General features: G+C 68.1%; 23 protein-coding genes and 1 tRNA gene. 8 read left to right on the forward strand and 16 right to left on the reverse strand.

Annotated elements, in window-relative coordinates:
• The 5 genes from VKH46_08005 to VKH46_08025 form a co-directional block, all read right to left on the reverse strand.
• Positions 1-75: transfer RNA gene (locus VKH46_08005), tRNA-Glu, on the reverse strand.
• 296 nt (positions 76-371) lie between these two features.
• Positions 372-974 carry an outer membrane beta-barrel protein gene (locus VKH46_08010; GenBank protein HKB70773.1) on the reverse strand — a complete coding sequence of 201 codons (603 nt, stop codon included), beginning with the start codon at positions 972-974 and terminating at the stop codon, positions 372-374.
• Between the two features lie 210 nt (positions 975-1,184).
• Positions 1,185-1,355 (reverse strand): lysine biosynthesis protein LysW, encoded by a 171-nt coding sequence (locus VKH46_08015; protein HKB70774.1) that lies wholly within the window; start codon positions 1,353-1,355, stop codon positions 1,185-1,187.
• A gap of 82 nt (positions 1,356-1,437) precedes the next feature.
• The gene (locus tag VKH46_08020) at positions 1,438-1,725 is read right to left on the reverse strand and encodes a hypothetical protein (protein HKB70775.1); all 288 of its coding nucleotides are present in this window, start codon (positions 1,723-1,725) and stop codon (positions 1,438-1,440) included.
• A 61-nt stretch (positions 1,726-1,786) separates the two neighbouring features.
• Complete coding sequence (locus VKH46_08025; protein HKB70776.1) at positions 1,787-3,439, reverse strand: PKD domain-containing protein; 1,653 nt, start codon at positions 3,437-3,439, stop codon at positions 1,787-1,789.
• Between the two features lie 283 nt (positions 3,440-3,722).
• On the opposite strand from VKH46_08025, the gene VKH46_08030 reads away from it, so the two are divergent.
• Positions 3,723-3,941: a hypothetical protein gene (locus VKH46_08030; protein ID HKB70777.1), complete on the forward strand. Its 219-nt coding sequence runs from the start codon at positions 3,723-3,725 to the stop codon at positions 3,939-3,941.
• Positions 3,941-4,240: a hypothetical protein gene (locus VKH46_08035; GenBank protein ID HKB70778.1), complete on the forward strand. Its 300-nt coding sequence runs from the start codon at positions 3,941-3,943 to the stop codon at positions 4,238-4,240. The genes VKH46_08030 and VKH46_08035 overlap by 1 nt, the downstream gene beginning before the upstream one ends.
• 294 nt (positions 4,241-4,534) lie before the next feature.
• Here the strand turns inward: VKH46_08035 and VKH46_08040 are convergent, their stop codons facing one another.
• Positions 4,535-5,644, reverse strand: a complete 1,110-nt coding sequence (locus tag VKH46_08040; protein ID HKB70779.1) for a mechanosensitive ion channel family protein — start codon at positions 5,642-5,644, stop codon at positions 4,535-4,537.
• Positions 5,645-5,778: 134 nt separating this feature from the next.
• Between VKH46_08040 and VKH46_08045 the strand changes: the two genes are divergently transcribed.
• From VKH46_08045 to VKH46_08055, 3 genes are all read left to right on the forward strand, one after another.
• Complete coding sequence (locus VKH46_08045) at positions 5,779-5,928, forward strand: lmo0937 family membrane protein (GenBank protein HKB70780.1); 150 nt, start codon at positions 5,779-5,781, stop codon at positions 5,926-5,928.
• 365 nt (positions 5,929-6,293) lie between these two features.
• On the forward strand, positions 6,294-7,496 hold the full coding sequence (locus tag VKH46_08050) for a glycosyltransferase (GenBank protein HKB70781.1): 1,203 nt from the start codon (positions 6,294-6,296) through the stop codon (positions 7,494-7,496).
• A complete protein-coding gene (locus VKH46_08055) occupies positions 7,493-8,953 on the forward strand; it encodes an FAD-dependent oxidoreductase (protein HKB70782.1) in 1,461 nt (486 codons plus the stop codon). Before VKH46_08050 ends, VKH46_08055 begins: the two co-directional genes overlap by 4 nt.
• 164 nt (positions 8,954-9,117) lie before the next feature.
• Here VKH46_08055 and VKH46_08060 read toward each other — a convergent pair whose 3' ends face one another.
• The 3 genes from VKH46_08060 to VKH46_08070 all read right to left on the reverse strand — a co-directional run bounded on the left by VKH46_08060 (position 9,118) and on the right by VKH46_08070 (position 12,327).
• Complete coding sequence (locus VKH46_08060) at positions 9,118-10,083, reverse strand: NAD-dependent epimerase/dehydratase family protein (protein ID HKB70783.1); 966 nt, start codon at positions 10,081-10,083, stop codon at positions 9,118-9,120.
• A complete protein-coding gene (locus tag VKH46_08065; protein HKB70784.1) occupies positions 10,080-10,775 on the reverse strand; it encodes an inorganic diphosphatase in 696 nt (231 codons plus the stop codon). The genes VKH46_08060 and VKH46_08065 overlap by 4 nt, the downstream gene beginning before the upstream one ends.
• 79 nt (positions 10,776-10,854) lie before the next feature.
• Positions 10,855-12,327, reverse strand: coding sequence for a hypothetical protein (locus VKH46_08070; GenBank protein HKB70785.1), 1,473 nt, complete (start codon positions 12,325-12,327; stop codon positions 10,855-10,857).
• 129 nt (positions 12,328-12,456) lie between these two features.
• Here VKH46_08070 and VKH46_08075 point away from each other — a divergent pair, with 129 nt between their 5' ends.
• Positions 12,457-12,771: a BON domain-containing protein gene (locus VKH46_08075; GenBank protein ID HKB70786.1), complete on the forward strand. Its 315-nt coding sequence runs from the start codon at positions 12,457-12,459 to the stop codon at positions 12,769-12,771.
• Positions 12,772-13,129: 358 nt separating this feature from the next.
• Here the strand turns inward: VKH46_08075 and ligD (VKH46_08080) are convergent, their stop codons facing one another.
• From ligD (VKH46_08080) to VKH46_08090, 3 genes are read right to left on the reverse strand one after another with little or no spacing between them, the layout of a single operon-like run.
• On the reverse strand, positions 13,130-14,065 hold the full coding sequence (gene ligD, locus VKH46_08080) for a non-homologous end-joining DNA ligase (protein ID HKB70787.1): 936 nt from the start codon (positions 14,063-14,065) through the stop codon (positions 13,130-13,132).
• Positions 14,055-15,008: a non-homologous end-joining DNA ligase gene (gene ligD, locus VKH46_08085; GenBank protein HKB70788.1), complete on the reverse strand. Its 954-nt coding sequence runs from the start codon at positions 15,006-15,008 to the stop codon at positions 14,055-14,057. The genes ligD (VKH46_08080) and ligD (VKH46_08085) overlap by 11 nt, the downstream gene beginning before the upstream one ends.
• Complete coding sequence (locus VKH46_08090) at positions 15,005-15,502, reverse strand: hypothetical protein (GenBank protein HKB70789.1); 498 nt, start codon at positions 15,500-15,502, stop codon at positions 15,005-15,007. Before VKH46_08090 ends, ligD (VKH46_08085) begins: the two co-directional genes overlap by 4 nt.
• 76 nt (positions 15,503-15,578) lie before the next feature.
• Between VKH46_08090 and VKH46_08095 the strand changes: the two genes are divergently transcribed.
• Positions 15,579-17,219 carry a DUF748 domain-containing protein gene (locus VKH46_08095; protein ID HKB70790.1) on the forward strand — a complete coding sequence of 547 codons (1,641 nt, stop codon included), beginning with the start codon at positions 15,579-15,581 and terminating at the stop codon, positions 17,217-17,219.
• Between the two features lie 126 nt (positions 17,220-17,345).
• Here VKH46_08095 and VKH46_08100 read toward each other — a convergent pair whose 3' ends face one another.
• From VKH46_08100 to VKH46_08110, 3 genes are all read right to left on the reverse strand, one after another.
• Positions 17,346-17,780 carry a hypothetical protein gene (locus tag VKH46_08100; protein HKB70791.1) on the reverse strand — a complete coding sequence of 145 codons (435 nt, stop codon included), beginning with the start codon at positions 17,778-17,780 and terminating at the stop codon, positions 17,346-17,348.
• A 98-nt stretch (positions 17,781-17,878) separates the two neighbouring features.
• On the reverse strand, positions 17,879-18,889 hold the full coding sequence (locus VKH46_08105; protein ID HKB70792.1) for a chemotaxis protein CheB: 1,011 nt from the start codon (positions 18,887-18,889) through the stop codon (positions 17,879-17,881).
• Positions 18,876-19,676, reverse strand: coding sequence for an alpha/beta fold hydrolase (locus VKH46_08110; GenBank protein ID HKB70793.1), 801 nt, complete (start codon positions 19,674-19,676; stop codon positions 18,876-18,878). Before VKH46_08110 ends, VKH46_08105 begins: the two co-directional genes overlap by 14 nt.
• Before the next feature lie 298 nt (positions 19,677-19,974).
• On the opposite strand from VKH46_08110, the gene VKH46_08115 reads away from it, so the two are divergent.
• On the forward strand, positions 19,975-24,546 hold the full coding sequence (locus VKH46_08115; GenBank protein HKB70794.1) for a chemotaxis protein CheB: 4,572 nt from the start codon (positions 19,975-19,977) through the stop codon (positions 24,544-24,546).
• Between the two features lie 72 nt (positions 24,547-24,618).
• Here the strand turns inward: VKH46_08115 and VKH46_08120 are convergent, their stop codons facing one another.
• Positions 24,619-25,431: a Ku protein gene (locus tag VKH46_08120; protein HKB70795.1), complete on the reverse strand. Its 813-nt coding sequence runs from the start codon at positions 25,429-25,431 to the stop codon at positions 24,619-24,621.
• Positions 25,432-25,518: the final 87 nt, after the last annotated feature.

Genomic DNA, 25,518 nt, shown 5'->3' on the forward strand with positions numbered 1-25,518 from the left:
TGGCGTCCCCAACGGGAATCGAACCCGTGTCCCCGCCGTGAAAGGGCGGTGTCCTGACCGCTAGACTATGGGGACGCGGCGGAGGCGGGATTCTAGCATCGTCGCCGACTATTCGCTCTTCGTCCCGCGGGCTCGGCCGTGAAGGAGAGAGGGGCCGGCACGCCGCGTCACGCTGGATTCCTGCTTTCGCAGGAATGACGGGAACGACGCTCGCCGACAGCCCGCGACATGATTCGCGCTCCTCGAGGCGCGGCCAGACGTGCTGAAAGACGGCTTCGGCGGGCCGGCCCGCGGACTCGGCGTACCGGTGCGTACGTTAAGCCCGCGGGCGGCTGCCACGCGCCCGCCCGGCTCGATGCATCGGCGCGCCGCTAGAACAGAATCCCGACGTTCACCGGCACGAACGTGAACCTCGTCCCTCCCGTGTGAATGCTGTTCGAAAACCGGTCCACGCTGACCGAGATGCTCGTGTACCGGGCCTCCACGAAGATCCGGCTCCCCGAGCCCGCCCGCAGCGGGAACGCGAGCCCGCCGCCGACGTTCCATCCGAAACGCGTCGTGCTCTGCGAGAACGCGTTGCCGGTCGTGATGTCCTGCCCCCTGAACCTCAGGTCGTAAGCGCCGCCTCCGCCGATCAAGTACGGCTCGACCGCCAGGTTGCGAGGACCGACGACGAGATCGAGCGTTCCGTCGATGATCCGCGTCTTCCCCGACCCGAGGAAGAACGCGTTGCTCTTCGTCTTCAGCTCGTGGTACGAGCCGTCGACGCGGAGGCCGACCGGCGACGTCCCGAAGTTGAACGCGAGGAGCGCCGTGCCGTTCCATCCCGTCTTGTAGACGTCCCGCTGGTCGGCCACCGGGAAATCGGCGCCTCCGCTCAACCCGAACTGGACGGGCCGCGTCCCCTGAGCGAAAACGGCCGGCGCCCCCAAGGCGACGAGCACCGCCGAGAGAAATCCCGCGAGCTTGTTCATCGGAAGAAAACCCCCTTTCGACCGCGGCCTGGCCGCGGACGAGTCGAGGGGCTGCAAGGCGGGTGCCCCCGGACGCGAATCGAAGGGAAAAACTCCCGGCGCGGCGTTCGCCGCTGGCCTGGAAGTTGCTGCAAAGAGACCTCACTTTTTCCGACGACGTTTCGCCCTCGGCGCGCTGCGCCGAAGCGTGCTCCGCGCCGCGGATCCGGGTCAGTCGGCGCGTCGCTCCGCGCGGGGCTCATTGGCCGCCGGCTCCCGTCCCTCGCCGAAAACCTTTCCGCAGGAGGAGCATCGCAGGACGGCCTCGTCGGCAGGGGGAAGCTCGGTGCGGACGAGCGCGCCGCACGCGGGACAGGTCCAGACGAACGCCGGCGGTTTCATGCGAATCGCTCCCGGGCAAGGGTACGATCTTCCGCGCTCGCCATCAAACGACGCGAAGGCGCCGAACGTTACGAGCGGCTCGTCAGGGTTTCTTTTCCGCGCATGAGTACGCCGTGCCGGCGCTCTCGCCGAACGGGGAGCTCACGAGAACCGTGTCCCCCTTGAGCTTCCAGGCGCGGTTGCGGAGCTGGTGGCGCGCGTCGCCGAAGGAAAACGACAGCCACGCCTCGACATAGCCGACTTCCTTGCACCCCTTCACCGCGCTTTCGTCGCGGGTCAGGACCACCCCTTCCGATCCGGGGACGACGCTCGCGCACCGCGTCGCGGCGGCCGCGGCGAGGCCGAGGAGGACGATTCGCGCTCGATTCATGCGCGAAGTCTACGCCGAAACGGCCGCGGCCGCCCGGCCGGGCGGCCGCGGGATCCCGGAATCAGTACACGGAAATCGTGTTGGTCGTGCTCGCCGACCCGGACGCGTTCTTGACGGTGAGCCGGACGGTGAAGGTCCCCCTCGTCTTGAAAATGTGCTTCGGGCTTTTCCACGTCGAGCTCCCCCCGTCTCCGAAGGCCCACGACCAGGAAGTCGGCTGGTTCAAGCTCGTATCGACGAACTGGACCGACGTGCCGACGGGGGCGGGGTTGGGCTGGATCGAGAAATGCGGATCCGGGGCGGACCCGGTGGACGTCGGCGTCGGGGAACCCGACTTGCGGAGGAAAACGTACGCGTTGAACTCCGGCCCGGTCGCCGCGGGGGTCGCCCATCCGACGGGCGCCGCCGACGGGAGACCGGTGGTCGGCACCGCGATGCGGCCTCCGGCATAGGTCCCCGTCGCCACCGGCGGGCCGTAGAAGTTCTGCGCGTTGCGGACCTCGTAGGCGTCGCCGACCGCGAGGACCGCGCTCACGTCCGGATAGACGTACGCTCGATGCGCCCAGTTGAAGGCCGTGATGTTCGCGCGGCCGGGCTCGTACTTGTTCGGGCGCACGAAAACCTGGTTCGGCGTGGCCGGCGGCGGCGTCCCGAGATAGTACGAGTTCGACGGATACGCGCTCGTCGGGAACGCGCCGGCGTGGCCGCGGAAGAGATTGCCGGTGATCGCGTAGCCGTTCAGCCCGGAGAACGTCGTCGGCCAGTCGTTGTCGGCCGCGTCGTAGTTGTTCTGGTAGACGAGGTTCGAGGTGCCCGCCGTGTTGTAGCCGCCGATGTCCTCCTTCCCGATGTTGGAGTTGTACGAGTAGTTGTTCTTGAAGACCGGATTCTGCGCGACGACCCCGCCGCCGATCTCGATGTTGTTCGACTCCGTGGCGTCGATGTACCCGTTCTGGAAGAGCGTGTTCCCTTCGGTGTCCATGTTGTTGATGGGCGCGCTCGTGCCGCCGAAGTACTGGATCCCCTTGTCGAACTGCTGGAAGATGATGTTGTCGATGAAATGCTTCGTCCCGGTGTCGTTCTGCGCGTAGATGCCGTGGCCGTGGCCGCGGTCCGACGCCGCCCACCCGTTGTAGTACACGAGACATCCGTACATTTCCATGTCCGTCGCATCGATCCAGAAGCCATTCCCGAGCGTGTCGTGGATCACGAGGTTGATCAACTTCAGGCCCGGGTGCCCCGGCGTCTGCATCGTCGTGATTGCCGCGCCGGAAACCGACGAGGACGAGCGATTCGTCTGCGAGCTCATGATCTCGAATCCCCAGTAGCGGGTATACGCGCCGCTCACCTGGAGGATCGTCTGCCCGCCGGCATTGACCCCGTCGAGGGTCGCCCGCTCGCCCGGATACTGACGCACCGTGATCGGCGCGGAGGAGGTCCCCGTGAGGTAGCTCACGAACGGACCGTAGTACTTGCCGCCGCGGAGCCAGAGCACGTCGCCCGGTTTGAGCGCCGAGGGCTGCTTGAGCGCGGTCCTGAGATCCCACGGACGGGAGATGCTGCCGTCGCCCGACGAAGAGCCCGACGGGGACGCGTAGAACTCGAGCGCCTGGGCGCTCCCGGCGAGGAGCACCGCGAAGACGAAAGCGAAGAGCCCGGCCGCGACGCGCGAGCGGACACACGAGGAGCGTGGGTTGGGTTGACGAGGGAACATCGATCCTCCATGAAACGGGCTGAAACCGGGGTTTCCGCCGATTAACGGGGGCTCACCGTTCGGGAGAATTCCAGGAGGCAGGTCCGAGGTGCAGCGATTCCGCCGAATGGAAAACCGTTAAATCGCTTCCGACACACTGCCCGACCGGACAGGGGAATGTCAATCCTTTTTTACAGGAAGACAGAGAAATCCGGACTCTGGTCCGGTGCAAACGCGCTGCCACATGAATGCATTTGGCTCATGTGTTGCTTCCGGACTTCCACGAAAGTGAAGGAGGACTCCGATGGCGCTATGCTCTGAACCGCTCGGCGAGGAGGTCGCGCGGGCGGCACAGTTCATCGAGGCGGAAGAAATCGTGCCCGGTCCGCTGGAAAGTCTCGTGGACCAATGGAACCGGACCTCGAGCGACGTCAACCGGTTCGCTCGGGAGAATCCCGGGGCGGCGCTCGGGGCCGGATTGGCCGCGGGCGTATTGATCGGGTTGATCATCGGGAGTCGTTGATGTCTCACGCGATCGACTGGTCCGAAATCGCCGGAGAGATGAAGGGGCAGGCCCGCCGGCAGGCGCCCAGGCTCCTCGCGCTCGGTATTGCGACGGGAGTCGAGCTGGCCATGCGGCGGCGGCTCAGGCGTCAGGCCCCGAAGCTCCTCGCGCTCGCGATCGGCACGGGGGCCGAGATGCTGCGCCAGCGGCGCGCCCCGGCGCACGGCGGCGCGATTCGAAAGAGCCGCGCCGGATGGAAGCTGCTCGTCGTGACCGGTCTGGCCGCCGTGGCGGTCCTCGCCCTCAATCGCCGCTAGCAGGCGCGGCGCTCCGCGCCGTTGCGAGGGTCCATGCGGCCTGCCCGACGACTCAACGTGCGTTTGCCCGACGGCTCAACCTCCGGCAGGCCGCCGAAACCGTCTACCGAAAGCCGTACGTCGAGCGGCCGGACGGCGGCACGCGCCCGCCCGGCTCGATGCATCGCCGCGCGGGCTAAAATTAGCCCCGGAGATTTTGGGGTCTCCGGGGCCGTCGAGATCGGGGCCGACCTCGAAAAGTTTCGTTCCAGGAAGCATTGAAATGCAGAGCAAGGCACGGGCCAACGGGCCCGGTCACCGGTTGTTGTCGTTGGGAACGCGGAACTTGTCCGGGTTTTCCTGGACCTTCGCCAGGAGCCCTTTCGTCAGGCGCGTCTTCACGGCTCCGGCGTTTCGCGGTGTGACGAGATACCGAACGCGCGCGTCGATCCAGGTGTTGTCGTTGACCCGGAAGAACACGGTCGGCTGCTCCTTGACGTTCAGCTGGTCGACCGGCGTCCGGGCGAGGAGGTCGCGGAACACGGCGATCCTCTTCAGCATCTTCGGCCCGATCTCCTTGCGCGCCTCCTCCTCGAGGGTCCGCGCGATGAAATCGAAGTCCGCCGTATAGGCCACCTGGAACTTCACCTCGTTCCAGATGTACGGGAAAAGCGGCCAGGAGTAATTGAAGATGGTGGTGCTGAGCACCTTGGAGTTCGGGAACTTGATGATGCGACCGCTCGGGTGATCGCCGGAAATGTATTTTCCCCCGACTTCCCAGAGCGTGGTGTCGAGATAGCCGACGTCGATCACGTCCCCGACCGCGTCGTCGAGCTCGATCCGGTCGCCGACGCGGTATGGCGACTTCGCGAGGATGTAGACCCATCCGAAGAAACTGGTGAGCGGCGCCTGGAGCGCGAGTCCGAGGACGAGCGAGAGGAGCCCGAGCGAGGCGAGCGTCGTCCTCCAGTTCACGAAGAGGACGGTGAACGCGATCGTCGCGATGAGGACTCCCGCGACGAGACGCAGGATTCGTTTCAGGTTGTACTTCGAGACGGCGCTCTCGATCTGCGAGACGACGAAGACGGACGTCGCCCGGTTGAAGATCAGGACGCCGGCGATCAAGAGACACGCGAGCGTCGCCCGCTGGAGGACGGGTGAGTTGAACGGGTCGAAAAGGTCGATCTCGCGGACGAGACCGAGGTAGAACGCCGCGAGAACCGCCGCGCCGAGGCCGGCCACCGTGAAGAAGATCTTGTCCCCCGTGTGGGGGACCGGGCGCGTGCGCCCCTCCGACGCGGTCTGGCGAAGCGCCTCGCGGACGTCTTCGCGATCGCGAATCTGCTCCGGCGGCGCCTCCTCGATGTCGACCCGATCGGGACCGTTGCGGAGCTCCGGCCGCGCCGGGCGCTCGTTCGCGCTCATGCTCTCGGAGAGTGCAAGCCGCGAGCCGCCTCGGCCGCGCCTCTCTTCAGACCGCTGACAGGGCAGGAGTTGCGGCGCCGCGCCGGGGGCGGGGCACGTCCCTTGCTCAAGCCCCCGGGGGAAAGGAGGCGCGCATGCTTCTCACCATCGGAATCATCCTGTTCGTGGCGTGGCTGCTCGGGCTCGTGGCGTTCCACGTCGGAGGTCTCATCCACCTGCTCCTGGTTCTCGCCGTCATTTCGGTGATCGTGCACCTCTTCACCGGCCGGCGCAGCGTCGTCTGAGAGCGGGGCGTCCACTGAACCGGCGCCGCGACCCGGATCGGGCCGCGGCGCCGGCTTGTCGATCCGTCGCGCAGGAACGCCTCTTGCATTGGTGCGAGGCAGGCAGCCCACCGTAATACCCGCGAAGGGGGCGCAGAACTGATCAGGTTGGCGCGCCCCCTTCGCGCGGCCCTCACTCGCGGCCCCATTATACGACCGACCTTCCCGACCGAGCCCGCCGATTTCCCCTGTTTTCTTCGCGGTTTGCCTCGAGAAAAAAACCCCTTGCTTGGTACGTCGATTGCTTCTTCGGAGAAAGCGGAGCCGCGGAACGGCTCGCAAAAAAATCAATTCGGCTTCCCTCGAAGCGGAAAGGTGGCATCGCAATGAGAGAGCTCTCGAAAGAGCACGGCCGCGGTGTGGGCGCCGACCCTTCGGTCGCCGCTTTCGCCCCGGAGGATTTCCCCGTCGTCGTCCACTCGCACCTCCGGTGGTCGTTCGTCTGGCAGCGTCCGCAGCAGATCCACTCGCGCCTTGCGCGCCGGCATCGGGTCCTCTTCGTCGAGGAGCCGGCGCCGGGGACCGGGGCGCCGCGGCTCGAGATCTCCGAGCCGTGGCCCAACGTCGTCGTCGCCCAGCCGGTCCTCCCCGAGACGAGCGGCGACGACACCGCGACCGCCGAGCGCGAGCGCGCGGTCGTCAGCCTTCTCCGGAACCAGCGCCCCGCGGGCTTCGACCGGGCCGTCCACTGGTTCTACAGCCCGCAGCTCACCCCCCAGCTCGACGCCTTCGGCGACCCGCTCGCGGTCGTGTACGACTGCATGGACGAGCTCACGCAGTTCGCGTTCGCCCCGCGGCAGCTCGCCGAACGCGAAAAGGAGCTCCTCACGATCGCCGACGTGGTCTTCACCGGCGGATACGAGCTCTTCCGCGCGAAGAGCCGCCTGCACGACAACGTCCATTTCTTCGGCTGCGGGGTGGATTTCGATCACTTCCACCGCGCGGCGGGCGAAATCGAGGTGGCGGCGGACCTGCGCGCGATACCCGCGCCGAGACTCGGGTACGTCGGGGTGATCGACGAGCGCCTCGACTATCCCCTGATCGAGTCGCTCGCGCGGGAGAACCCGGATTGGTCGCTCGCCTTCGTCGGTCCGGTCGCGAAGGTCGATGCGGCGTCGCTTCCCCGCGCGCAGAACCTCCATTACCTCGGCGCCCGCGACTACGCCGATCTTCCTTCGTATCTCGCCGGCTTCCAGGTGTGCCTGATGCCTTTCGCGATGAACGACGCCAGCCGGTTCATCAACCCGACCAAGACGCTGGAGTACCTCGCGTCGGCCCGGCCGGTGCTCTCGACGCCCGTCCGCGACGTCGTCCGGAACTTCGGCGACGCAGTCCACATCTCGGACCGGTCGCAGTTCATGGCGCGCGCGAAGGAGATTCTCGCGGGCGGGGCGATCGATCCCGAGCGCGGGTGCCAGGTCGCGCGCCGCTCTTCGTGGGAGCAGACGGTCGAGAAGATGGAGTCTCTCGTGCGCGCCGCCGCGCCGGCCGCCGCGGACGGCCTCGAGAGCGAGACGGTCAGCGCATGACCCGGCGGGTCGTCATCCTCGGCGCGGGACCGGCCGGACTGGGCGCCGCCTACCGGCTCCGCGAGGTCGGCCACGACGACTTCGAGGTCCTCGAGGCGCGCGCGAGCGCGGGCGGGCTGGCCTCGAGCGAGAGGAGCGGGAACGGGTTCGTCTACGACATCGGCGGCCACGTCCTCTTTTCGCATTTCCGCTACTTCGACGAGCTCTTCGACCGGATGCTCGGCGACGAGTACCAGGAGCTCGAGCGGGAGAGCTGGATCTGGATGAGGAACCGGTTTCTCCCGTACCCCTTTCAGAACAACGTCAAGTACCTCCCGAAGGAGGCCGTCCTCGAGTGCGTCCTCGGGCTGATCGAGGCGAGCCGGAAGCCGAAGACGGCGTACCGGAACTTCGAGGAGCTGATCTTCGGCGTGTTCGGAGACGGGATCGCCCGGCATTTCATGATGCCCTACAACTTCAAGGTCTGGGCGCATCCGCCCTCGATGCTCGGGACCCGGTGGATCGGCGAGCGCGTGCCGGTCGTCGACCTCGAACGCGTGCTCGGGAACGTGATCCTCGACCGCGACGACATCTCGTGGGGTCCGAACAACACGTTCAAGTACCCGCTCCACGGCGGCACCGGCGGACTCTTCGCGCGCGTCGCGGCGACGCTCGAGGGGAAGATCCGCTACGGCGCGTGCGCGATCGCGATCGACGCGCGCCGAAAGCGCGTGACGCTCGACACGGGGAAGGACGTCGAATACGACGACCTCGTCTCGACGATCCCCCTCGACCGCCTCGTGGAAGGGATCGCCGGCGCGCCGGCGGACGTTCGCGAGGCGACGGCCGGTCTCCTCCACTCGGGGAGCGCCATCGTCGGCGTGGGCGTCCGGCAGCCGTGCCCGTCGAAGAAGTGCTGGATGTACTTCCCGGAATCGTCATCACCGTTCTACCGCGTGACGTATCTCTCGAACTACTCGCCCGAGGTCGTCCCGGACGCCGCGACCCACTACTCGCTCCTCGCCGAGGTCTCGCGCTCCCCGCTCAAACCCGTCAACCTCGGCACCGTCGTCGACGATGTGCTCGACGGCATGGTCGCGAGCCGGCTCCTCTCGAGGAACGACCTGCGCGACGTGGTCGACACGCACCTGATCGTGCGCGACTACACGTACCCGATCCCGTCGCTCGACCGCGATCGCGCGCTCTCGGTGATCCAGCCCTGGCTCGAGTCCCGGAACATCTACTCGCGCGGCCGCTTCGGGTCCTGGAAGTACGAGATCGGGAACATGGACCATGCCGTTCAGATGGGCGCCGAGTGCGCGGACCGCCTGGTGCTCGGCAAGCCGGAGCTGTGCTGGAACGACCGGATCCTTCCGAAAGACGAGCAGACGCTCCGGCTCATGCCGGAGAACGAGCCGGCACCGGCCGCGTCCCCCGTGGCGCAGGAGGAGCTCGTCGAGGCGAGATCGGAGGCCTGAGGGGAAGGCCGGGTCCCCGCTTTCGTCGTTTCGCGGGCCCACGGCAGCACGGCGAATTTCGGCTGAGTCACCGAGTCGAAATTCGCGCGATGCGGGAGCGCAAGCGCGAGCGAGGGGGTGGCGACGACGCGGTCGAGCCGTTCATTCGGCGGGCCGCGGAGGCGTCACGCGCCCCGGGTCCCCGAGCGAGCTCCCGCGACGGCTCGAAACCAGGCGATGGTCGTCTCGAGTCCCTCTTCGAGCGGCGTGTATCCCGCGAGCCCGAAATCGCGCAGCAGCTTCCGCCCGTCGAGAACGCTCCTGCGCTGCTCGCCGGGGGCCGCGGCGTCGTGCGCGGCCGGCGGCGCTTCCGGGATCGATCGGCGAATGAGCGCCTCGATGCGGTTGACCGAGGTCTCGACCCCCGTTCCGACGTTCCAGACGCCGCTCCCGGAGAACGCGGCGGCCCGCCGGTTCGCTTCGACGCAGTCGCCCACGAACACGTAGTCGCGCGTCTGCTCTCCGTCTCCGTGAATGCGCGGCGCCTCGCCGCGGAGCATCTTCTCGGCGAAGATGGCGACGACTCCCGCCTCTCCTTTCCCATTCTGTCCCGGGCCGTAGACGTTCGCGTACCGGAAGACGATCGTCTGGAAGCCGTGCTCGACGCGGTAGAAGTGCAGGTATTTCTCCACCGAGAGTTTCGCCACGCCGTACGGCGAGACCGGGTTGGTCGGATGGCTTTCGTCCGCCTTCTCCCCTTCCGGCTCGCCGTAGATCGCGCCCCCGGTGGAGGAGAAGACGACGCGCCGCGCGCCCCCCTCGCGGCACGCCTCGAGGACTTTCAGGGAGCCGATGACGTTGATCCGCGCGTCCCAGACGGGATCGCGCACCGAAGCGCGCAGGTCGATCTGCGCGGCGTGGTGGTTGACGACCGAGATCCTCTCCTCCCGGAGCAGCCCGGCGAGGTTCATCGTCGTCAGGTCGTCCTCGACGAAGCGCGCGCCGTCGGGAACGCGTTCGCGCGACCCCGTCGCGAGGTTGTCGACGACGACCACGCGGTGGCCGTCGCGCAGGTACGCGGCCGCCACGTGGCTGCCGATGAACCCGGCGCCTCCCGTGACGAGGACGTTCAGCTTCTCTTCAGCGCTCATTTCTTCTTCTTTCCCTTCCCTTTTCCCGCGGATTTGCGTCGGCCACGCTCAACGATCGCGCGGGCGCGTTCGGAGCCGGAGCGCCCGATCGGCTCGAACTTCTTCCCGTTGAAGGCATTATAGGAGACGAAGAAGTGCTCGATCTCGGAGACGAGGCTTTCGTCGAGGTCGTCGAGCTCCTCGACGGCGTCCCACGCGCGCGACTTTTCGGCGACCGCGATCAGGCGGTCGTTCCGCTTCTTCTTTCCCTTCCGGCTCTCCTCGGCCTCGATCACGCCGACGAGACGCGCGCGGACGAGGCAGCCGGGGAACGCGCGCTCGTCCATCAGCAAGAGCACGTCCAGCGGATCGCCGTCCCCGCCGCGGGTCGACGGAACGAACCCGAAGTCGAAAGGAAAGACCGCGCCCGCGGGAAGCACGCTCTTGAGCCGGAACAACCCGCGGGCGTCGTCCCAGGAGTACTTGTTGCGGCTCCCCTTCGGCGTCTCGACCACGGCGAGGAGATCGCCGTCGTCGTCGAACGGAGCGAGCTTCATCGGAACCCGGAGCTGGCAAGAATCGTTCCACGGGCGGCCGAATTGCATGGGAGGAGGCTGATGCGCGACGACGTTCCCCTCGAGGGCTGCGCCGGCTGCGGCGCGGCCCGGACGGTCGTCGCCGTCGAGCGGATCCGGCTCGGCGCTGTCTGGCATCGGGTGGAGATCCACCATCCTCACGCCTCGTGCGGCCCGGGCGGATGCGAATACGAACTCCGCGTGGAAGAGCGCCTGTTCACCGTTTCGGTTTCCGGCCGGCGAACCAGCCCTTCGCGCCGACGAGCTTGAGCGACGATTTTCCGCCGGAAACTTCGACTCCGACCGAAAGAGGCCCCGCGGAGACGAGGAACGCCCCGTCGGCGGCCTTCCCGCGCCGGGCGTAGTCGCCGGCGATCGTGAACTTCCCGCCCCGCGCGTCGAGGCCGGCGATCTCGACGGTCGCGGGGCCCAGGACGACGCCCGCCGACGCGGTCAGCCCCTCGAGCCCGACGATGCCTCTCGCCCATCGCGGAAGCGCGACGCCGAAGAGCGTGTAGAGCGGCCGCGCGTCGCGGCACTTCGCCGCGACTTGTCCGGAAAGCTCGAGCCCGCCGGACTTCGAGCGCAGCGTCCCGGCGCCGACGTCGAATCTTCCCCACCAGTTGCGGGCGCCGCCCGCGCTCGAAACGTCGGCGAGCTCGAACGACGTGCCTCGGAGGCGGCCCGCTCCGTCGGCAGGATTCCAATCGGGCATGCGAAGCCGGACGACCGCATCGCCGGCGAGAGCGTTCTTTCGGTAGACGGCTCGCACGCCGCTGACGGCGAGGGTGAGCGAAAGGCTCCCGTCGCCGCGCCGGAGCGCGAGATGCCCGTCGATTTTCCCCCGCCCGCCCGAAAGCCGCGGCTCGGCGGAATCGCGCAGGTAGTAGTTCAGGAAGCGCGAGTCCGTGATCTCCCCCGCCATTCGGGCCTCGGCCGCGACGTACCGGTATACCTCGCTCCCGCGCACCGAGCGAGGATCGAACGAAGAGATCCGGCCGGCGACCTGCGCCCGCAGTCGCTCGACCGCGAGGTCGCGGCCGAGCCAAACGCGTCCCCCGCCGAAATCGACGCGCGCCGGTCCGACCCTCGACTCCTTCCGCGGCCACAGGGAGAATCCTCCCGCGACCTGCGCATCCCCGGCATAGCGATACTGGTCGATCCAGATCTCCCGCGCCGGAGCCTCCAGCCCTTCGATCTGCACCTGCCAGTAATGCCGTGGGTCCTCGGGCGGGGGGAAGAACGGCGGGCCGCCCTTGATCGGGACCTCACCGAAGCCGGGGATCGGCGGGAGCGGCGCGCGCGCCGCCGCCGTGTCGTGGCGCGCGGAAAGGCGCTGCCGCAGGCGAAACGCGAGGCCCGTCGCGCGGACCGACGTCGCGTGAAACCGCTTCGCCAGCAGATCGAGGAGCGAGTACCGAATGTCCGCCCGCTCCATCCGGAACCACCACTGCACGTTCGGGTCGCTGCCGCGCATCTCGAGTCCCTCGACGACCACGCGGCCCGGCCACGGCGCCCGCGCGGAGGAATACGAGAGCCGCAGCTTCTCCGGCTTGTCGTTCACCCAGCGGAGGAGCAGCCCGCGCCGCAGGAGGAAACCGGGAGCTGCCGCCGCGAGCGCCAGAAGGACGCCGACAACCGCGACCGCCCACAGGACGGCGCGACCGAGCTTTCGTGATCGGATCGGCATTCAGGGAGAGCACGCTGAGCAAGCGACGGGCCATGGCACAGCGCCTGCATATCGACCATGCGGGGACGGACGGCGTCGAGGAGTTCGGCATCGTGGTCGTGTTCCCCGAGAAGTGAAGAAGGAGTTTCCATGAGAAAGACACACCGGGTCCCCACCGCCATCGCCGTTTTGCTGCTGCTCGCCGGACTCGCCGCGTGCAAGACGACGTCGTCGCCGCACCGGCAGGTCGACGACGCGGCGATCAAGGCGTCGGTCAAGGCGAAGCTCGCCTCCGACGTCCGCCTGTCGACGCTGACGAACGTCGAGGTCAACTCGACCAACGGCATCGTCACGCTCGCCGGCAAAGTTCGCAGCGACGAGGAACGGCGGATGGCGGGCGAAGTCGCGCGCTCGGTGGACGGTGTCGTCCGGGTCGACAACAACCTGCAAGTCGAAGGGCATTAGAGCACGAGGTTTGAGGCGGACGGCCGGTTCTGCCGGTCGGACGCAGCCGCGGGGGGTTCGCCCCCCGCGTTCTTTTTATTGGCATGCGTGGCGATGCATCGAGCCGGGCGGGCGCGGGCCGGCCGCGACGCCGTCGCCGTACTTCGGTCAGTACGACTCGGGACGTCGTGGCCGGCCCGCATCCCGCCGGGCTCGCGCCTCGCCGCGCTTCGTCGTCTTTTCATCTTTCGCAAAACCGCTCGGCCTCCGACGTCGATACGGTTGAGGAGTGAATGGGGCCCTTGCGAGAAGCGGGAGCCTCGGCGAGGGGGGTGGCGGCGGCGCGGTCGAGCCGCTCGTTCGGCGAGCGGCGCCGACGTCACGCGCTCCCGTCCCCCGAGCCCGCTCCCGCGACGGTTTGCCGCGACTTCCAGAACCCCTTCCACGGATCCGCCGAGGCCAGCCGTTTCTCGAAGTTCCCGAGGTTGAATCTCGCGGGGTCGAGCTTCGGGTCGACCTCGCTCCAGTCGAGCGGAGTCGAGACCGGCGCCTTCGGCCGGCGCCGCACCGAGTAGGGAGGCACGATCGTCTGGCCGAACGCGTTCCGCAGCGCGTCGGCGAACACCCGGCTGCCGCGCCTGGCCTTCGACATCTCGACCGTGACGAGCTTCGGAGCCCGCTCGGCGAGACGCCTTCCGATCTCCGCCGCGAACGCGCGCGTGCCGTCCTGCGTCGCGCCGCGGGCGAGCGGCACGAAAACGTGGAGACCGCGGCTCCCGGACGTCTTCGGGAAGGATCGAATCTTTTCCTCCTCGAGGATGTCGCGCAGCAGGAGCCCGGCGCGAGCCGCCGCGGCGAAGCCGCCGGATGAGGGGTCGAGGTCGAATGCGAGCCAGTCCGGCTGGTCGAGCGAGTCCTTCCGGCAGTTCATCACGTGAATCGCGATGCAGCCGAAGTTGACGAGCGTCAGGAGCGCCTTCTTCGTCCCTCCCACGACGTAGTTCACGATCTTCCCCGTGCTCTCGGCCCGGATCGGAACGGTCGGAATCCCCGCCGCCGCCGCGTCCGGGAAGTTCTTCTGGAAGAAGCACGGGCCCGCCATCCCCCCGGGGCAGCGCTCGGCGGTGAGCGGCCGGTCCTTCAGCCAGGGCAGGATCGCCGGCGAGATCCGGTCGTAGAACGCGGCGACGTCCCCCTTCGTGATTCCGTCGCCGGGCCACCAGAGCTTGTCGGGGTGCGTGATCCGCACGCCGCCGATCGAAATCTCCGCGCGCGGGCGCTCCACGGGCTCGCCGCGCCTCGTCCTATTTTTCACGGTCCCTCCACCGCAGCTCGCGCGCGGCTTTATCGGCGCGGAGCCCCAAAAACGTCGGGTGGCGGAGCTTCCCGTCCTCCGTCCACTCCGTGAAACCGAGCTGCGCGACGAGCTCGGGCCTGACCCAGTGCGCCCCCTTCTCCTTCGGGCGCGTCTCGAACGGACACACCTCCGAGGGACGGAATCGCCGCGACACGTCGGCGAGGATCTTGTGCGAGTAGCCGGTCCCGACTTTTCCCGCGTAGCGGAGCTTCTGCCCCTCGAAGAGGCCGACGAGAAGGGCGCCGAAGTGCTCGCGGCTCCCGCCGGGCTCGGTCCACCCGCCGATGACGAACTCCGATTCCTTGCGCACCTTCACCTTGAGCCAGTTCCGCGACCGCGTTCCCGGCTCGTACCGCGAGTCGTCGCTCTTGCTGACGATCCCCTCCCAGCCGCTCGCGCGCGCCGCGGCGAACGCCTCGAGGCCGTCGGCGGAGAGCCGCCGCGAGCGCCGCAGGACCCGACGGCGCGCCGGGACGATCCGCTCGAGCCGCCGGCGCCGCTCCGAGAGGGAACGCGACAGGAGCGATTCGCCGCCGTCCTCGAGGCAGTCGAAGATCGCGTAGACGAGAGGCACCCGCTCGCCCAGCTCGCGGCGCTGGAGGCGCTGGAACCGGGACACGCCGGCCGCGTCGAAGGCCACGATCTCCCCGTCGAGGACGAAGTCTCCGTCGAGCTTGCCGAGCGCCGCGGCGATCTCGGCGAAGTCGGCGGTGCGGTCGATCGCGTTTCGCGAGTAGATCTTCACGCGCGCTCCCCTCTTGTAGGCGAGCGCGCGATACCCGTCGTACTTCTCCTCGTTGACCCATCCGGCCCGGCGAAAGGGCTCGTCCACGAGGGTCGCGAGCATCGGCGCGAGAGGCTCGCGCAGGCCGGCCGCGCCGCGTGCGCCCTTGCGCGTCAACGCGTTTCTCCCGGCGGAAGCTCCTGCCCCCGCAGCACCCGCTCCACCCCGGCGTCGGAACCGTTCTCGGCCGCTTCCTCGAGCGCGGAGTGATCGGTCAGCGCCTCGTCGCTCAGGTACTCGTGCAGCCAGATCCGCTCGACGATCGGGTATGCGGCCACGAGCGGCAGGACGAGCACGGCGCCGAGGATCCCCTGGAGCATCCCGCCCACGACGAGCGTGATCCGCACGGCCGGTCCCGAGAGGCGAAGACGACGGCCGTACACCCTCGGGATCAGGACGTAGTTCTCCACCACGTGGTAGAGGATATACAGGGCGAGCACCGCCGCCGAGGCGATCGGCGAGACGGCGAGGGCGAGCAGCACCGCCGCCCAGACGAGGAGCGCGGCGGCGAGCACCTCGAAGATCGTCCCCCACGAGATGCCGATCTCGTCCTTCGTCCGCGCGCCGGCCGGTCCGGATTCGCGCCGCCAATCGGCGGAGGAATTCTCCATCCGGGCCATGCCCATCGCACGAATCGCGCCATTTTTCCGGATCTCCGGTGGCACGGGCTTTGCCCCTGTTTCCGGCATGAGCCGAGCACGCCACGAAGAGACGCCGCCCCCGGCGCGCCGCGAATCGCGGCTCCGGGCCGCCCTCCTCGCGGTCCCGCGCGCCGCGCGGCGGGTCGCCGCGGCGATCCTGATCCTGCTGATCCTCCTCTTCGCCGCCTCCTTCTTCGTGGACGAGCCGATGCGCCGCCACATGGAGGCGAAGATGAACCAGAGCTTGAAGGGGTACTCGGTCCGGCTCCCGGGCCTCCACTTCCAGCTGATCGGCATGTCGGTCACGTTGAAGGGGCTCACGCTCCGGCAGAACGCCCATCCCGAGCCGGCGGTCCTGCAGATCCCGCGCCTCCATGCGAGCGTCGAATGGCGCGAGCTCCTGACCGGTCACGTCGTCGCCGACTTCCTTCTCGACCAGCCGCGCATTCACGTGAACCTGCCGCAGCTTCAGTCGGAGGCCAGGGACGCCGTCCCCGCCAGGGACAAGGGATGGCAGCCGGCGGTCGAGGCGATCTATCCCCTGAAGATCAACCTGCTGCGGATCCACGACGCGGACGTCGTCTACATCGACCAGGACCCGGGGAGAGCGCTCCACATCGCGCACCTGAACGCGCGGGCGAGCAACATCCGCAACATCCACTCCCGCGAGCACGTCTACCCCTCCCCCTTCCACGCCGAAGCGGTCGTCTTCGAGAAGGGACGGGCCGTGCTGGACGGGCACGCGGATTTTCTGTCGGAGCCGTTCCTCGGCGTCCACACGATGTACGACATCCGGGACGTTCCGATCGAGAAGTTTCGGCCGATCGTCGAACGCTCCAACCTCGTCGTGAAGGGCGGGACGCTCTCGTCCTCGGGCGAGATCGAGTACGCGCCGAAGATCGAGCTCGTCGACGTGCACGACCTGCTCCTCCGGGGGCTGCGTCTCGACGTCGTCCATTCCCCGGCGACGGCCGCCAACGAGCGCGCGAAAAAGGCCGCGGTCGAGAAGGCGGCCTCGAACGTGACGAACAAGCCGGCGGTGCTCCTCCGGTTGCAGAAGCTCCGGATCCGGGACGGCGAGATCGGCCTCGTCAACAAGGCCCACAACCCCCCGTACCGGGCGTTCCTGTCGAGGACGAACGTCGACGTGACGAACCTCTCGAATCACTTCAGCCAGGGGCCCGCGAAGGCCACCCTGACGGGGCGATTCATGGGAAGCGGGCCGTCGCACGCGACGGCGACGTTCCGGCCGGAGAACGCGGGGCCGGACTTCGACCTTCAGGCCGCAATCGAGCACACGGACATGACGACCATGAACGAGATGCTCCGCGCCTACGGCAAGTTCGACGTGGCGAAGGGGGACTTCTCGTTCTACACCGAGCTCCACGTCAAGCGCGGCGCGCTGTCGGGCTACATGAAGCCGCTCTTCACCGAAATGAAGATCGGCGCGCCGGGAGAGAAGAAGAGCTTCGGCAAGAAAGTCTACGAGGCGGTCGTCGCCGGCGTGTCGAAGATCCTCGAGAACAGGAAGAAGAACGACGTGGCGACCGTCGTGAACCTCTCCGGCCGTCTCGACAACCCGAAGGAGAGCGTCTGGCAGATCATCGGGAAGATGATCGAAAACGCCTTCATCCGGGCGATCCTGCCGGGGTTCGACCGGGAGGTTGCCCGGCTCGGCGCGACGTAGCCCCAGCGCGTCTCGAGTCGAAGTCAAAAAATCAAAAATCGGCGAGTCCTGACGTCCGAGTCCTGACTACCGTTTTGGACTTTCCGACTTTCGACTTTTGGACTTTGCGACTTCAAGACTTCAAGACTACGATCGGGCCACTCCCGGCTCCTTCGGGAGCTCGCGGGACGGGCCGTGCGGCTCGCGTCGGTCGGGCCCCTCGTACTCCTCCACCTCTTCGACGTAGTCCTCCTTCTCTTTCGGCGTGAAGTCCGCCTTCCCGACGACCCGGCCCGGTCCTTCGATCCGCCGTTCCCGTCGTGCTTTCACCTTCGCCTCCGTCTTCTCCGGACCGAGCGGCCCACGCGCGGCGCCCCGCCCGTCCCGACTCTCTATTTCCTCCTCGAGCCGCTCGACGAGCCCGACGAGCCGGACGGCGACTCCCGGCCGGACGTCGACGGCTCGCTGCGGGCCCGATCGGCTCGATTCGCCGGACCGGTTCGAGTCGCCGGCGCGGCGCGAGTCGCTCGGGCTGCGGCTTCCGCTGTGGCGAGATCGTTCGTCTCGGTTTTTTTCTCTCATCCGCGACTCCTTTCCGGGCGACCCGAAAGCCGGGGCAAAATCGGTGCAAGAACGGGGCCGGGGGCGTTTCCAGGGCGAAGAAAGCCCTTCCGGGCCGCCTACGCCGACGCGGCGGGCCCGCGCCGGGTGCTGCGCAGCAGCTCGCGGACGACGCCCGCGTGGTCCTCGATCTCGGCAGTCTTCGATTCGTGAATGCGCGCGATCGTGGAGAGGCCTCTCCGGCGGGCATCGTCGCCGAGACGGCGCGAGAGTGACATCTTCTCCTGCATCGTGCGAAGCGCGACCGACAGCGCCCGTTCGACGGCGTCGCTCTGGCCGGCCGCCATGGTCGCCTGAGTGAAGGCGTGGCCGACTCGGCAGCGGTACCGGAGCAGGTCGCCGTCGCGGGTCTCCCACAGGCTGCCTCCGCAATCGGGACACGTGTACAGGGAGGGGTCGCCCTCGCGATCCTCCTTGTCCTGGACTGCGGGGTTCATCCGGGAAATCTCGAGCTCGTCGTCGTTCGAAGGCGACCGGATGGGCATGACCGAGGGCGGAAGCGCCCTTCCGCTCGCGAGCGAGACGAGTGCCTCGGCGATCCCCGAAAGCGGAAGAACGTAGTCGACGGGCGCGTTTCGGATCGCGTTCTGCGGCATGTCCGGGTGCTCGGCCTCCTTGGGGTCCTGGACGATCGTCGTCCCTCCCGCGCGCTTGATCTCGATCAGGCCGGACGTGCCGTCGTCGAGGCGCCCGGTCAGGAGGATGCCGACCGCCCGCTCACCGTGCACGGCGGCGACCGAACGCATCGTGACGTCGATCGCCGGCCGGTGCCGGTTCTCCTTCGGTCCCCACCAGACCCGGGCGCGGTGGTCCTCCACGCCGAGGTGCATGTCCGGGCGCGCGAGCAGCACGGTTCCAGGCCGGATGATCGTCCCCTCCGCCGCCCAGGCGACGGGAAGAAGGCTGTGCGGCTGGAGGATGGCATCGAGAAGCCCCGGCGAGTCCGCGCCCGCGTGGAGAACCGCGAGAATCGACGCGGGGAATCCCTCCGGGATCTCGCGCAGGAGATTTCGGAGCGCGCCGATTCCCCCGGCGGATCCTCCGACGACGAAAACGTCAGGCGCTGGCACGCGCCGCGCCTTCCGCCGCGGCGGTCACGAAGGCGACCGCGCACGCGACGACGGCGGCGTCGCGCAGGATCCGGTGATGACCGAGCCCTCTGGTCCGGACGATCGTCGCTCCGCGCCAGACGCGGACGATCGTTTCCCCGTCGCGGAGGGGGACGCAATGGTCCCGTTCGTCGTGGAAAATGAGCAACGGCACCGGCCGGTCCGGGACGCACGCGACGAGTCGCAGGTCGGGCCAGCGCCAGCCGTGGTGCACGTCGAGCCGCTCCTTCATCTTCTCCCGCACCGCGGGAGGGATCCGAAGCGCGCGGGCGAACCTCCCGGAGAACTCCTCCGGGTTCGTCGTGGGCGCGAGCAGGACGGCCCGGCGGACGGCGAGCCCCTCGCGAATGGCGAGGACGCACGCCGCACCGCCCGCGGAATGCCCGATCGCCGCCTCGAACGGGCCGGCGTGTTCCTCTGCCGCGAGGAGACAGCGCGCGATCTGCGGAAGGCCCGTCTGTCTCCCGGAGGAATCGCCGTGCGCGGGCGCGTCGATCGCGACCGCGGAGAACCCCGCGGCGAGCAGCGGCTCGACGAATTTCGAGAGCCGTCCCGCGTGTCCGCCCCAGCCGTGGACGAGCAGGACCGGGCGCTCTCCCGTTCCCCACCGCCATGCCGATATCCTGCGGCCGCGGAAGGGAAAGCAGAACCGCTCTCCGCGATCGAGGACCCGCTTCTCGGCCGGAGTCCGCGCCGATCGGGGAGGCGTCCGGAAGAGGCGCTCCGCCCATCGGGACGCCAGCGTCACCGACAAGGCTCCGAGCGCCGGAAACGTCGTTCGAACGAACGATAACTTGATTTGTTCGAGCTTCTTCTGCGGCGGGCGCCGCCGCCGCGGAGTCCGGGCGGTGCCGTCGTTACGCGACATCCGCTGATCCGGCGGATCCTATTGCGAATCTCACGTTCCGGAAAAATTGCAAGAAGCGGACCACGGCCGCCCGGGAGGAAACCGAAGGCGCCGGGAGGCTCCCGGTGGATTCCCGTGCGAGGATCGCAGAGGTGGTACAGTTTGGACGCTACGAGAACGGGGGTTTCATCTCCGACCCATGACCAGGAGCAAGGGTGACGGGCCGAACTCCGCCGTGTCGAAACAGCAGAAGAGCGGACCCGGAAAAAACTCGAGGCGGCAAAAACCGCCGACCTCCCCGGCCCGTCCGGCGCGCGACGGCGTCGCGCGATCCGCTCGTCCCACGATCGTCGGCATCGGCGCCTCCGCCGGCGGGATCGAGGCCCTCACGAAGCTCTTCTCCGCCGTGCCCGCCGACACCCGCATGGCGTTCGTGGTCGTGCAGCACCTCGATCCGACGCACGAGAGCATGCTCGCCGACATCATCCGCCGCGCGACATCGATGCGCGTCCAGGAAGTCGCCGACGGGATGCCGGTCACTCGCGACTCCGTCTTCATCATTCCTCCCAACGCGAACCTGACGCTCGACGATGGCGCGTTCCGGATCACGCGCTACGAGCGCGTGCGCGGCTGGCACATGCCGATCGACGAGTTCTTCCGCTCGCTCGCGGAGACGAGCGGGTCCCGGTCGATCGCGGTGGTCCTCTCGGGCGCCGCTTCCGACGGCGCGCTCGGCTGTCGCGCGATCAAGGCCGCCGGGGGGATCACGTTCGCGCAGGAGGAATCGAGCGCGCGCTTCCCCGAGATGCCGCACGCGGCGATCTCGACCGGGGCCGCCGACTTCATCCTGCCTCCCGAGCGCATCGGCGAGGAGCTGGGGCGGCTCGGACCCCACCCCATCCTCGCGCAGCCGGAACAGTCCGAAACGGAAGAAGCCGGGCACGGCCTCACCCGCGTGCTGTCGCTCCTCCGGTCGGCCACCGGCGTCGATTTCTCGAAGTACCGCAAGACGACGATCCGACGCCGGATCCAGCGCCGCATGCTCCTTCACCGGCTGACCGGCGTCGACGAGTACGCCGAACGTCTCAAGAACGACAAGGAGGAGGTCCACGCGCTCTACGAGGACATCCTCATCACGGTCACCTCGTTCTTTCGCGACCCGGAGGCGTTCGAGATCCTCCGGGAGAAGGTCTTTCCGAAGCTCCTGAAGCAAAGGGCGGCCGACGGCCCGCTCCGGATCTGGGTTGCGGGATGCTCGACCGGCGAGGAGGTGTACTCGCTCGCGATCACGCTCTTCGACACGATGGGCGAGATGCGCGCGGCGGTCCCCGTCCAGATCTTCGCGACCGACATCAGCGAGAAGGCGATCGAACAGGCGCGGGCCGGCTCCTACCCGACCTCGATCGCGGCCGACGTCCCCCCCGACGCGCTCCGGAAATATTTCGTCAGGCACGAAGCGACGTACCGGATCAGCAAGGCGATCCGCGACGTCTGCATCTTCGCCCGCCAGGACCTCGGCGCCGACCCGCCGTTCTCGAACGTCGACCTGATCAGCTGCCGAAACCTCCTGATCTACATGGAGCCGCCGCTCCAGAAGCGGATCATCCCCCTCTTCCACTATGCGCTGAAGCCGGGCGGCTTCCTGCTGCTGGGAGCGTCGGAGACGATCCGGAACTTCGACGACATTTTCCAGGCGGAAGACAAGCTGCACCGGCTCTTCTCGAAGAAACCCGTGCCCGCCCCGCACGTCTTCGATTTCGGGACGGTGCCCCGGACCCGCAGCGCCGCGCCCCGGAAGGCTTTCGCGCCCGCCGGCGAGCGGCCGGCGGAGCGGGGCCTCGTCGATCTCCAGCGCCGCGCGGACCGCCTTCTGCTGGGCCGCTACTCGCCGCCCGGCGTCGTCGTCAACGACGCCCTCGAGATCGTGCAGTTCCGCGGCCATACGAGCGAGTTTCTCGCCTCTCCGTCTGGCGCTCCGAGCTTCAATCTCCTGAAGGTCGCGCGGGAAGGGCTCCTCGTCGCCCTCAAGGACGCCGTCCAGCGGGCGAAGAAGACGCGCGAGCGGGTCACCAAGACGGGACTGCGGGTCAAGGGCGATTCGGGCTACCACTTGATCGACCTCGAGGTCGCGCCGCTCGGCGATCCCGGCGGCCACTTCCTGGTGATCTTCGAGGACCGCGAGCGCCCGTCGCGCAAGGCCGCGGCGATCCCGACGGCCCGGAAGCAGCGGGAGCAGACGATCGCCCGGCTCGAGCAGGAGCTCTCCGCCACGAAGGAATACCTCCAGTCGATCATCGAGGATCAGGAGGCGACCAACGAAGAGCTGACGTCGGCCAACGAGGAGATCCTCTCCTCGAACGAGGAGCTGCAGTCGACCAACGAGGAGCTCGAGACCGCGAAAGAGGAGCTCCAGTCCACCAACGAGGAGCTCACGACCGTCAACGACGAGCTCCAGACGCGGAACGGGGAGCTGGCGGCCGTGAATGCGGACCTCACGAACGTCCTCGCGAGCGTCAACATTCCGATGATCCTGGTCGATCCCCAACTCGCGATCCGCCGGTTCACGCCGCTCGCCGAGAAGATCTTCAACGTGATTCCCGGCGACGCCGGGCGGCCGCTGCGCGACCTCAAGCCGAACGTCGACGTACCGGACCTCTCCGAGATCGTCGCCGAGGTGATTCGCACCGTCGAAGGAAGGGAGCTCGAGGTCCAGGACAAGCAGGGGCAGTGGTACCTCATGCGGGTGCGCCCCTACCGCACGTCCGAGAATCGGATCGACGGGGCGGTCATCGCGTTCCTCGACATCGATCCGGTCAAGCTCGGTCTCGAGCAGGTCAACCGGGCGCGGGACTACGCCGAGGCCCTCGTCGAGACCGTCGGCGAATCGCTCCTCGTGGTCGATTCGGCGATGCGGGTCCGGACCGCGAACCAGCCCTTCTACCGGACGTTCGACACCTCCCCCCTGCGCCTGGAGGGAAAGCGCCTCGACGAGCTTCCGGGATGGAGCGATCCGAAGCTCCGCGCCCTGCTCGAGCCCGTGATCCAGCGAAAGGAGACGGTGACCGACGTCGAGTGGGAGCCCCGGGCCGCAAGGGACGAGCCGCCGAGGACCCTTCTGCTGAACTCCCGCCAGATTCGCCTCCCTTCGGAGCCGGAGCCTCTCGTCCTGCTCGCGATCCAGGACATCACCGAGCGCAAGCGCGCCGAGACGAAGCTGCGGGAGTCGGAGATCCGCTACCGCCGCCTCTTCGAGAAGGCGCGCGAGGCGATCCTCCTGATCGACGGAAAGAGCGGCCAGGTGATCGACGTGAATCCGTTCTTCACGGCGATGCTCGGCTATCCCGCCGAGCAGGTGGTCGGGCAGCCCATCGCGTCGCTGCCCGCCTTCGCGCACCGGCGCGCGCCCGAGCGAGCGTGGGATTTCGAGGGCGGCGCCCGCATCCCCGACGAGATGGAGATTCCGCTCGTCGCCGCCGACGGCCGGGAAGTCTGGGCCAACCGGGTGTGCAGCGGCTACGGCACGGACTCGCACGCCATGGTCCAGTGCAACATGCGCGACGTGACGGCGGCCAAGCTCCTCCAGCAGGAGCTGCTGCAGGCGCAGAAGCTCGAGAGCATGGGGACCCTCGCCGGCGGGATCGCCCACGATTTCAACAACATCCTGAGCATCCTCTCGACCTACATCGCGGCCCTGAAGCGGAATGCGGACGCCGGGCCGCGGGGAGCCGACGCGATCGCCGCGATGCAGACGGCCGTCGACCGCGGGGCCGCGCTCGTGCGCCAGCTCCTGGCGTTCGCCCGCCGTTCGGACGGGGAGACCCCGACCCGCGTCGACGTCAATGCCCTCGTCAAAGAGCTCTTCGAGATGGTGAAGGAGACGTTTCCCCGGAACATCACGTGCGAGACCGCTCTCGCCGCGGAGCTGCCCGCCCTCGACGCCGACGCGAACCAGATCCACCAGGCGCTGCTGAACCTGTGCGTCAACGCACGCGACGCGATGCCCGAGGGGGGCCGGCTGACGATCGGGACGTCCGCGCGGAGCCGCGCGGACGTCGCCGCGCGGTTCCCCGAGGCGCGGTCCGACGCCTACGTCTCGATCACGGTCGCCGACACGGGCGAAGGCCTCGACGAGGCGACGCGAAGCCGGATCTTCGAGCCGTTCTTCACGACGAAAAAGGAGCAGGGCGGCTCCGGCCTCGGCCTCTCGGTCGTATACGGGATCGTCACGACGCACGGAGGTTTCGTCGACGTCGACAGCGAGCCGGGAAAGGGGACGCGATTCGAGGTCCTGCTCCCGGCGGCTTCCCCGCGAGAACGAAGGCCCGGGCCGGCCGGCAAGGCGAAGAAGGCCGCGAAAGCGGACGCTCCTCCGGAAACGTCGACGGCACCTCTTTCCGGCGGCCGGACGGTCCTCGTCGTCGAGGACGAGCGCCTCCTTCGCCGGTCCCTGCGGGAGCTGATCGAATCGGAAGGCTACCGCGTGCTGACGGCGCCGGACGGGATCGAGGCGATCCGGGTCTATCGCGAGAACCCCCTCGCGATCGGCGTCGTGATCTCCGACCTCCAGATGCCCCGTCTGGGCGGGTGGGAGACGTTCCTGAGGCTGAAGGAATGCGATCCCGCCGCGCGAGTCATCCTCGTGAGCGGTTACTTCGCGACGCAGAAGCGCGTAGAGATGTCGCAAGCGGGGGTGACGGCTTTCGTCTCGAAACCCTTTCGCCCCGCGGAGATGCTCGACGCCATCCGCCGCGCCTTCGAGCGCGATTCCTGAGCGGCATTCGGCAGGTGCGGGCGGCTCCCGGCTTCTTCCGCGGGGCGTGCCGCTCGTCTCTTGCGCGGCCGACTACGCCGCGCCGGCCTTCTTCCGGCCGATCGCGCGGCTCCTCGAGGTCTTCCCGACGCTCTTCTTCAGCGCTTCCATGAGGTCGACGACGTTCTCTTCGCCGCCATGCGCCGCCTTCCGGACGGCGAACTTCTTCTTCGAGGAGAGGAGCTTCGTCAGCGCCTGACGATATTCGTTCGGGTGCTCGGCCGGGTCCCACTCCGTCGTCATCTGATCGATCAGCATCTTCGCCATCTTGATCTCGGCGGACTTCTTCGCCGATTCGGGAAGGCGCAGCCCCGAGGTCGACCGGAGCTCCTCGAACGGGCGCAGGATCTCGAGCGCGAGGGCGTTGTCGGAGGGAACGAGGGCGCCGAGCTGGGGTCGCGTGCGGATCGTGATCTTCGCGATCCCCACCTTCCTCTCCTCGATCAGCGCGTCGCGGAGGACCGCGTACGCCTTGTCGCCTCCCTTCTCGGGAGCGAGGTAGTACGGCTTCTCGAACGAGAGCGGAGAGATCGAATGGAGCTCGACGAACTCGAGGACCTCCACCGTGTGGTCCTCTTCTCCCGCCGTCTCCTCCTGGACCTTCTCGAGCTCCTCTTCCTCGACGACCGCGAACTTGTTCTTGTCGACCTCGTAGCCCTTCACGATCTCGTCGTTGTCGACCTCGACGTCCTCCTTCGAGCAGAACTTCTTGTACTGGATCGGAGCGAGGTCCTTGCGGTGGAGCATGCGGAACGAGACTCGCTCCGAGCTCTCGATCGCGGTGTAGAGGCCCACCGGCACGGAAATCAGCCCGAACGTGAGGTGCCCTTTCCAGATCGTTCTCATGGCATCAGTTTGACAGCCAGAAACGTGCCACGGCAAGACCGCTAGGAATTGCGGTGTTCCGGAGCCGCGCCACGGCAGGACGGGGCC

This window comes from Thermoanaerobaculia bacterium (genome assembly GCA_035260525.1).
GTDB lineage: Bacteria > Acidobacteriota > Thermoanaerobaculia > UBA5066 > DATFVB01 > DATFVB01.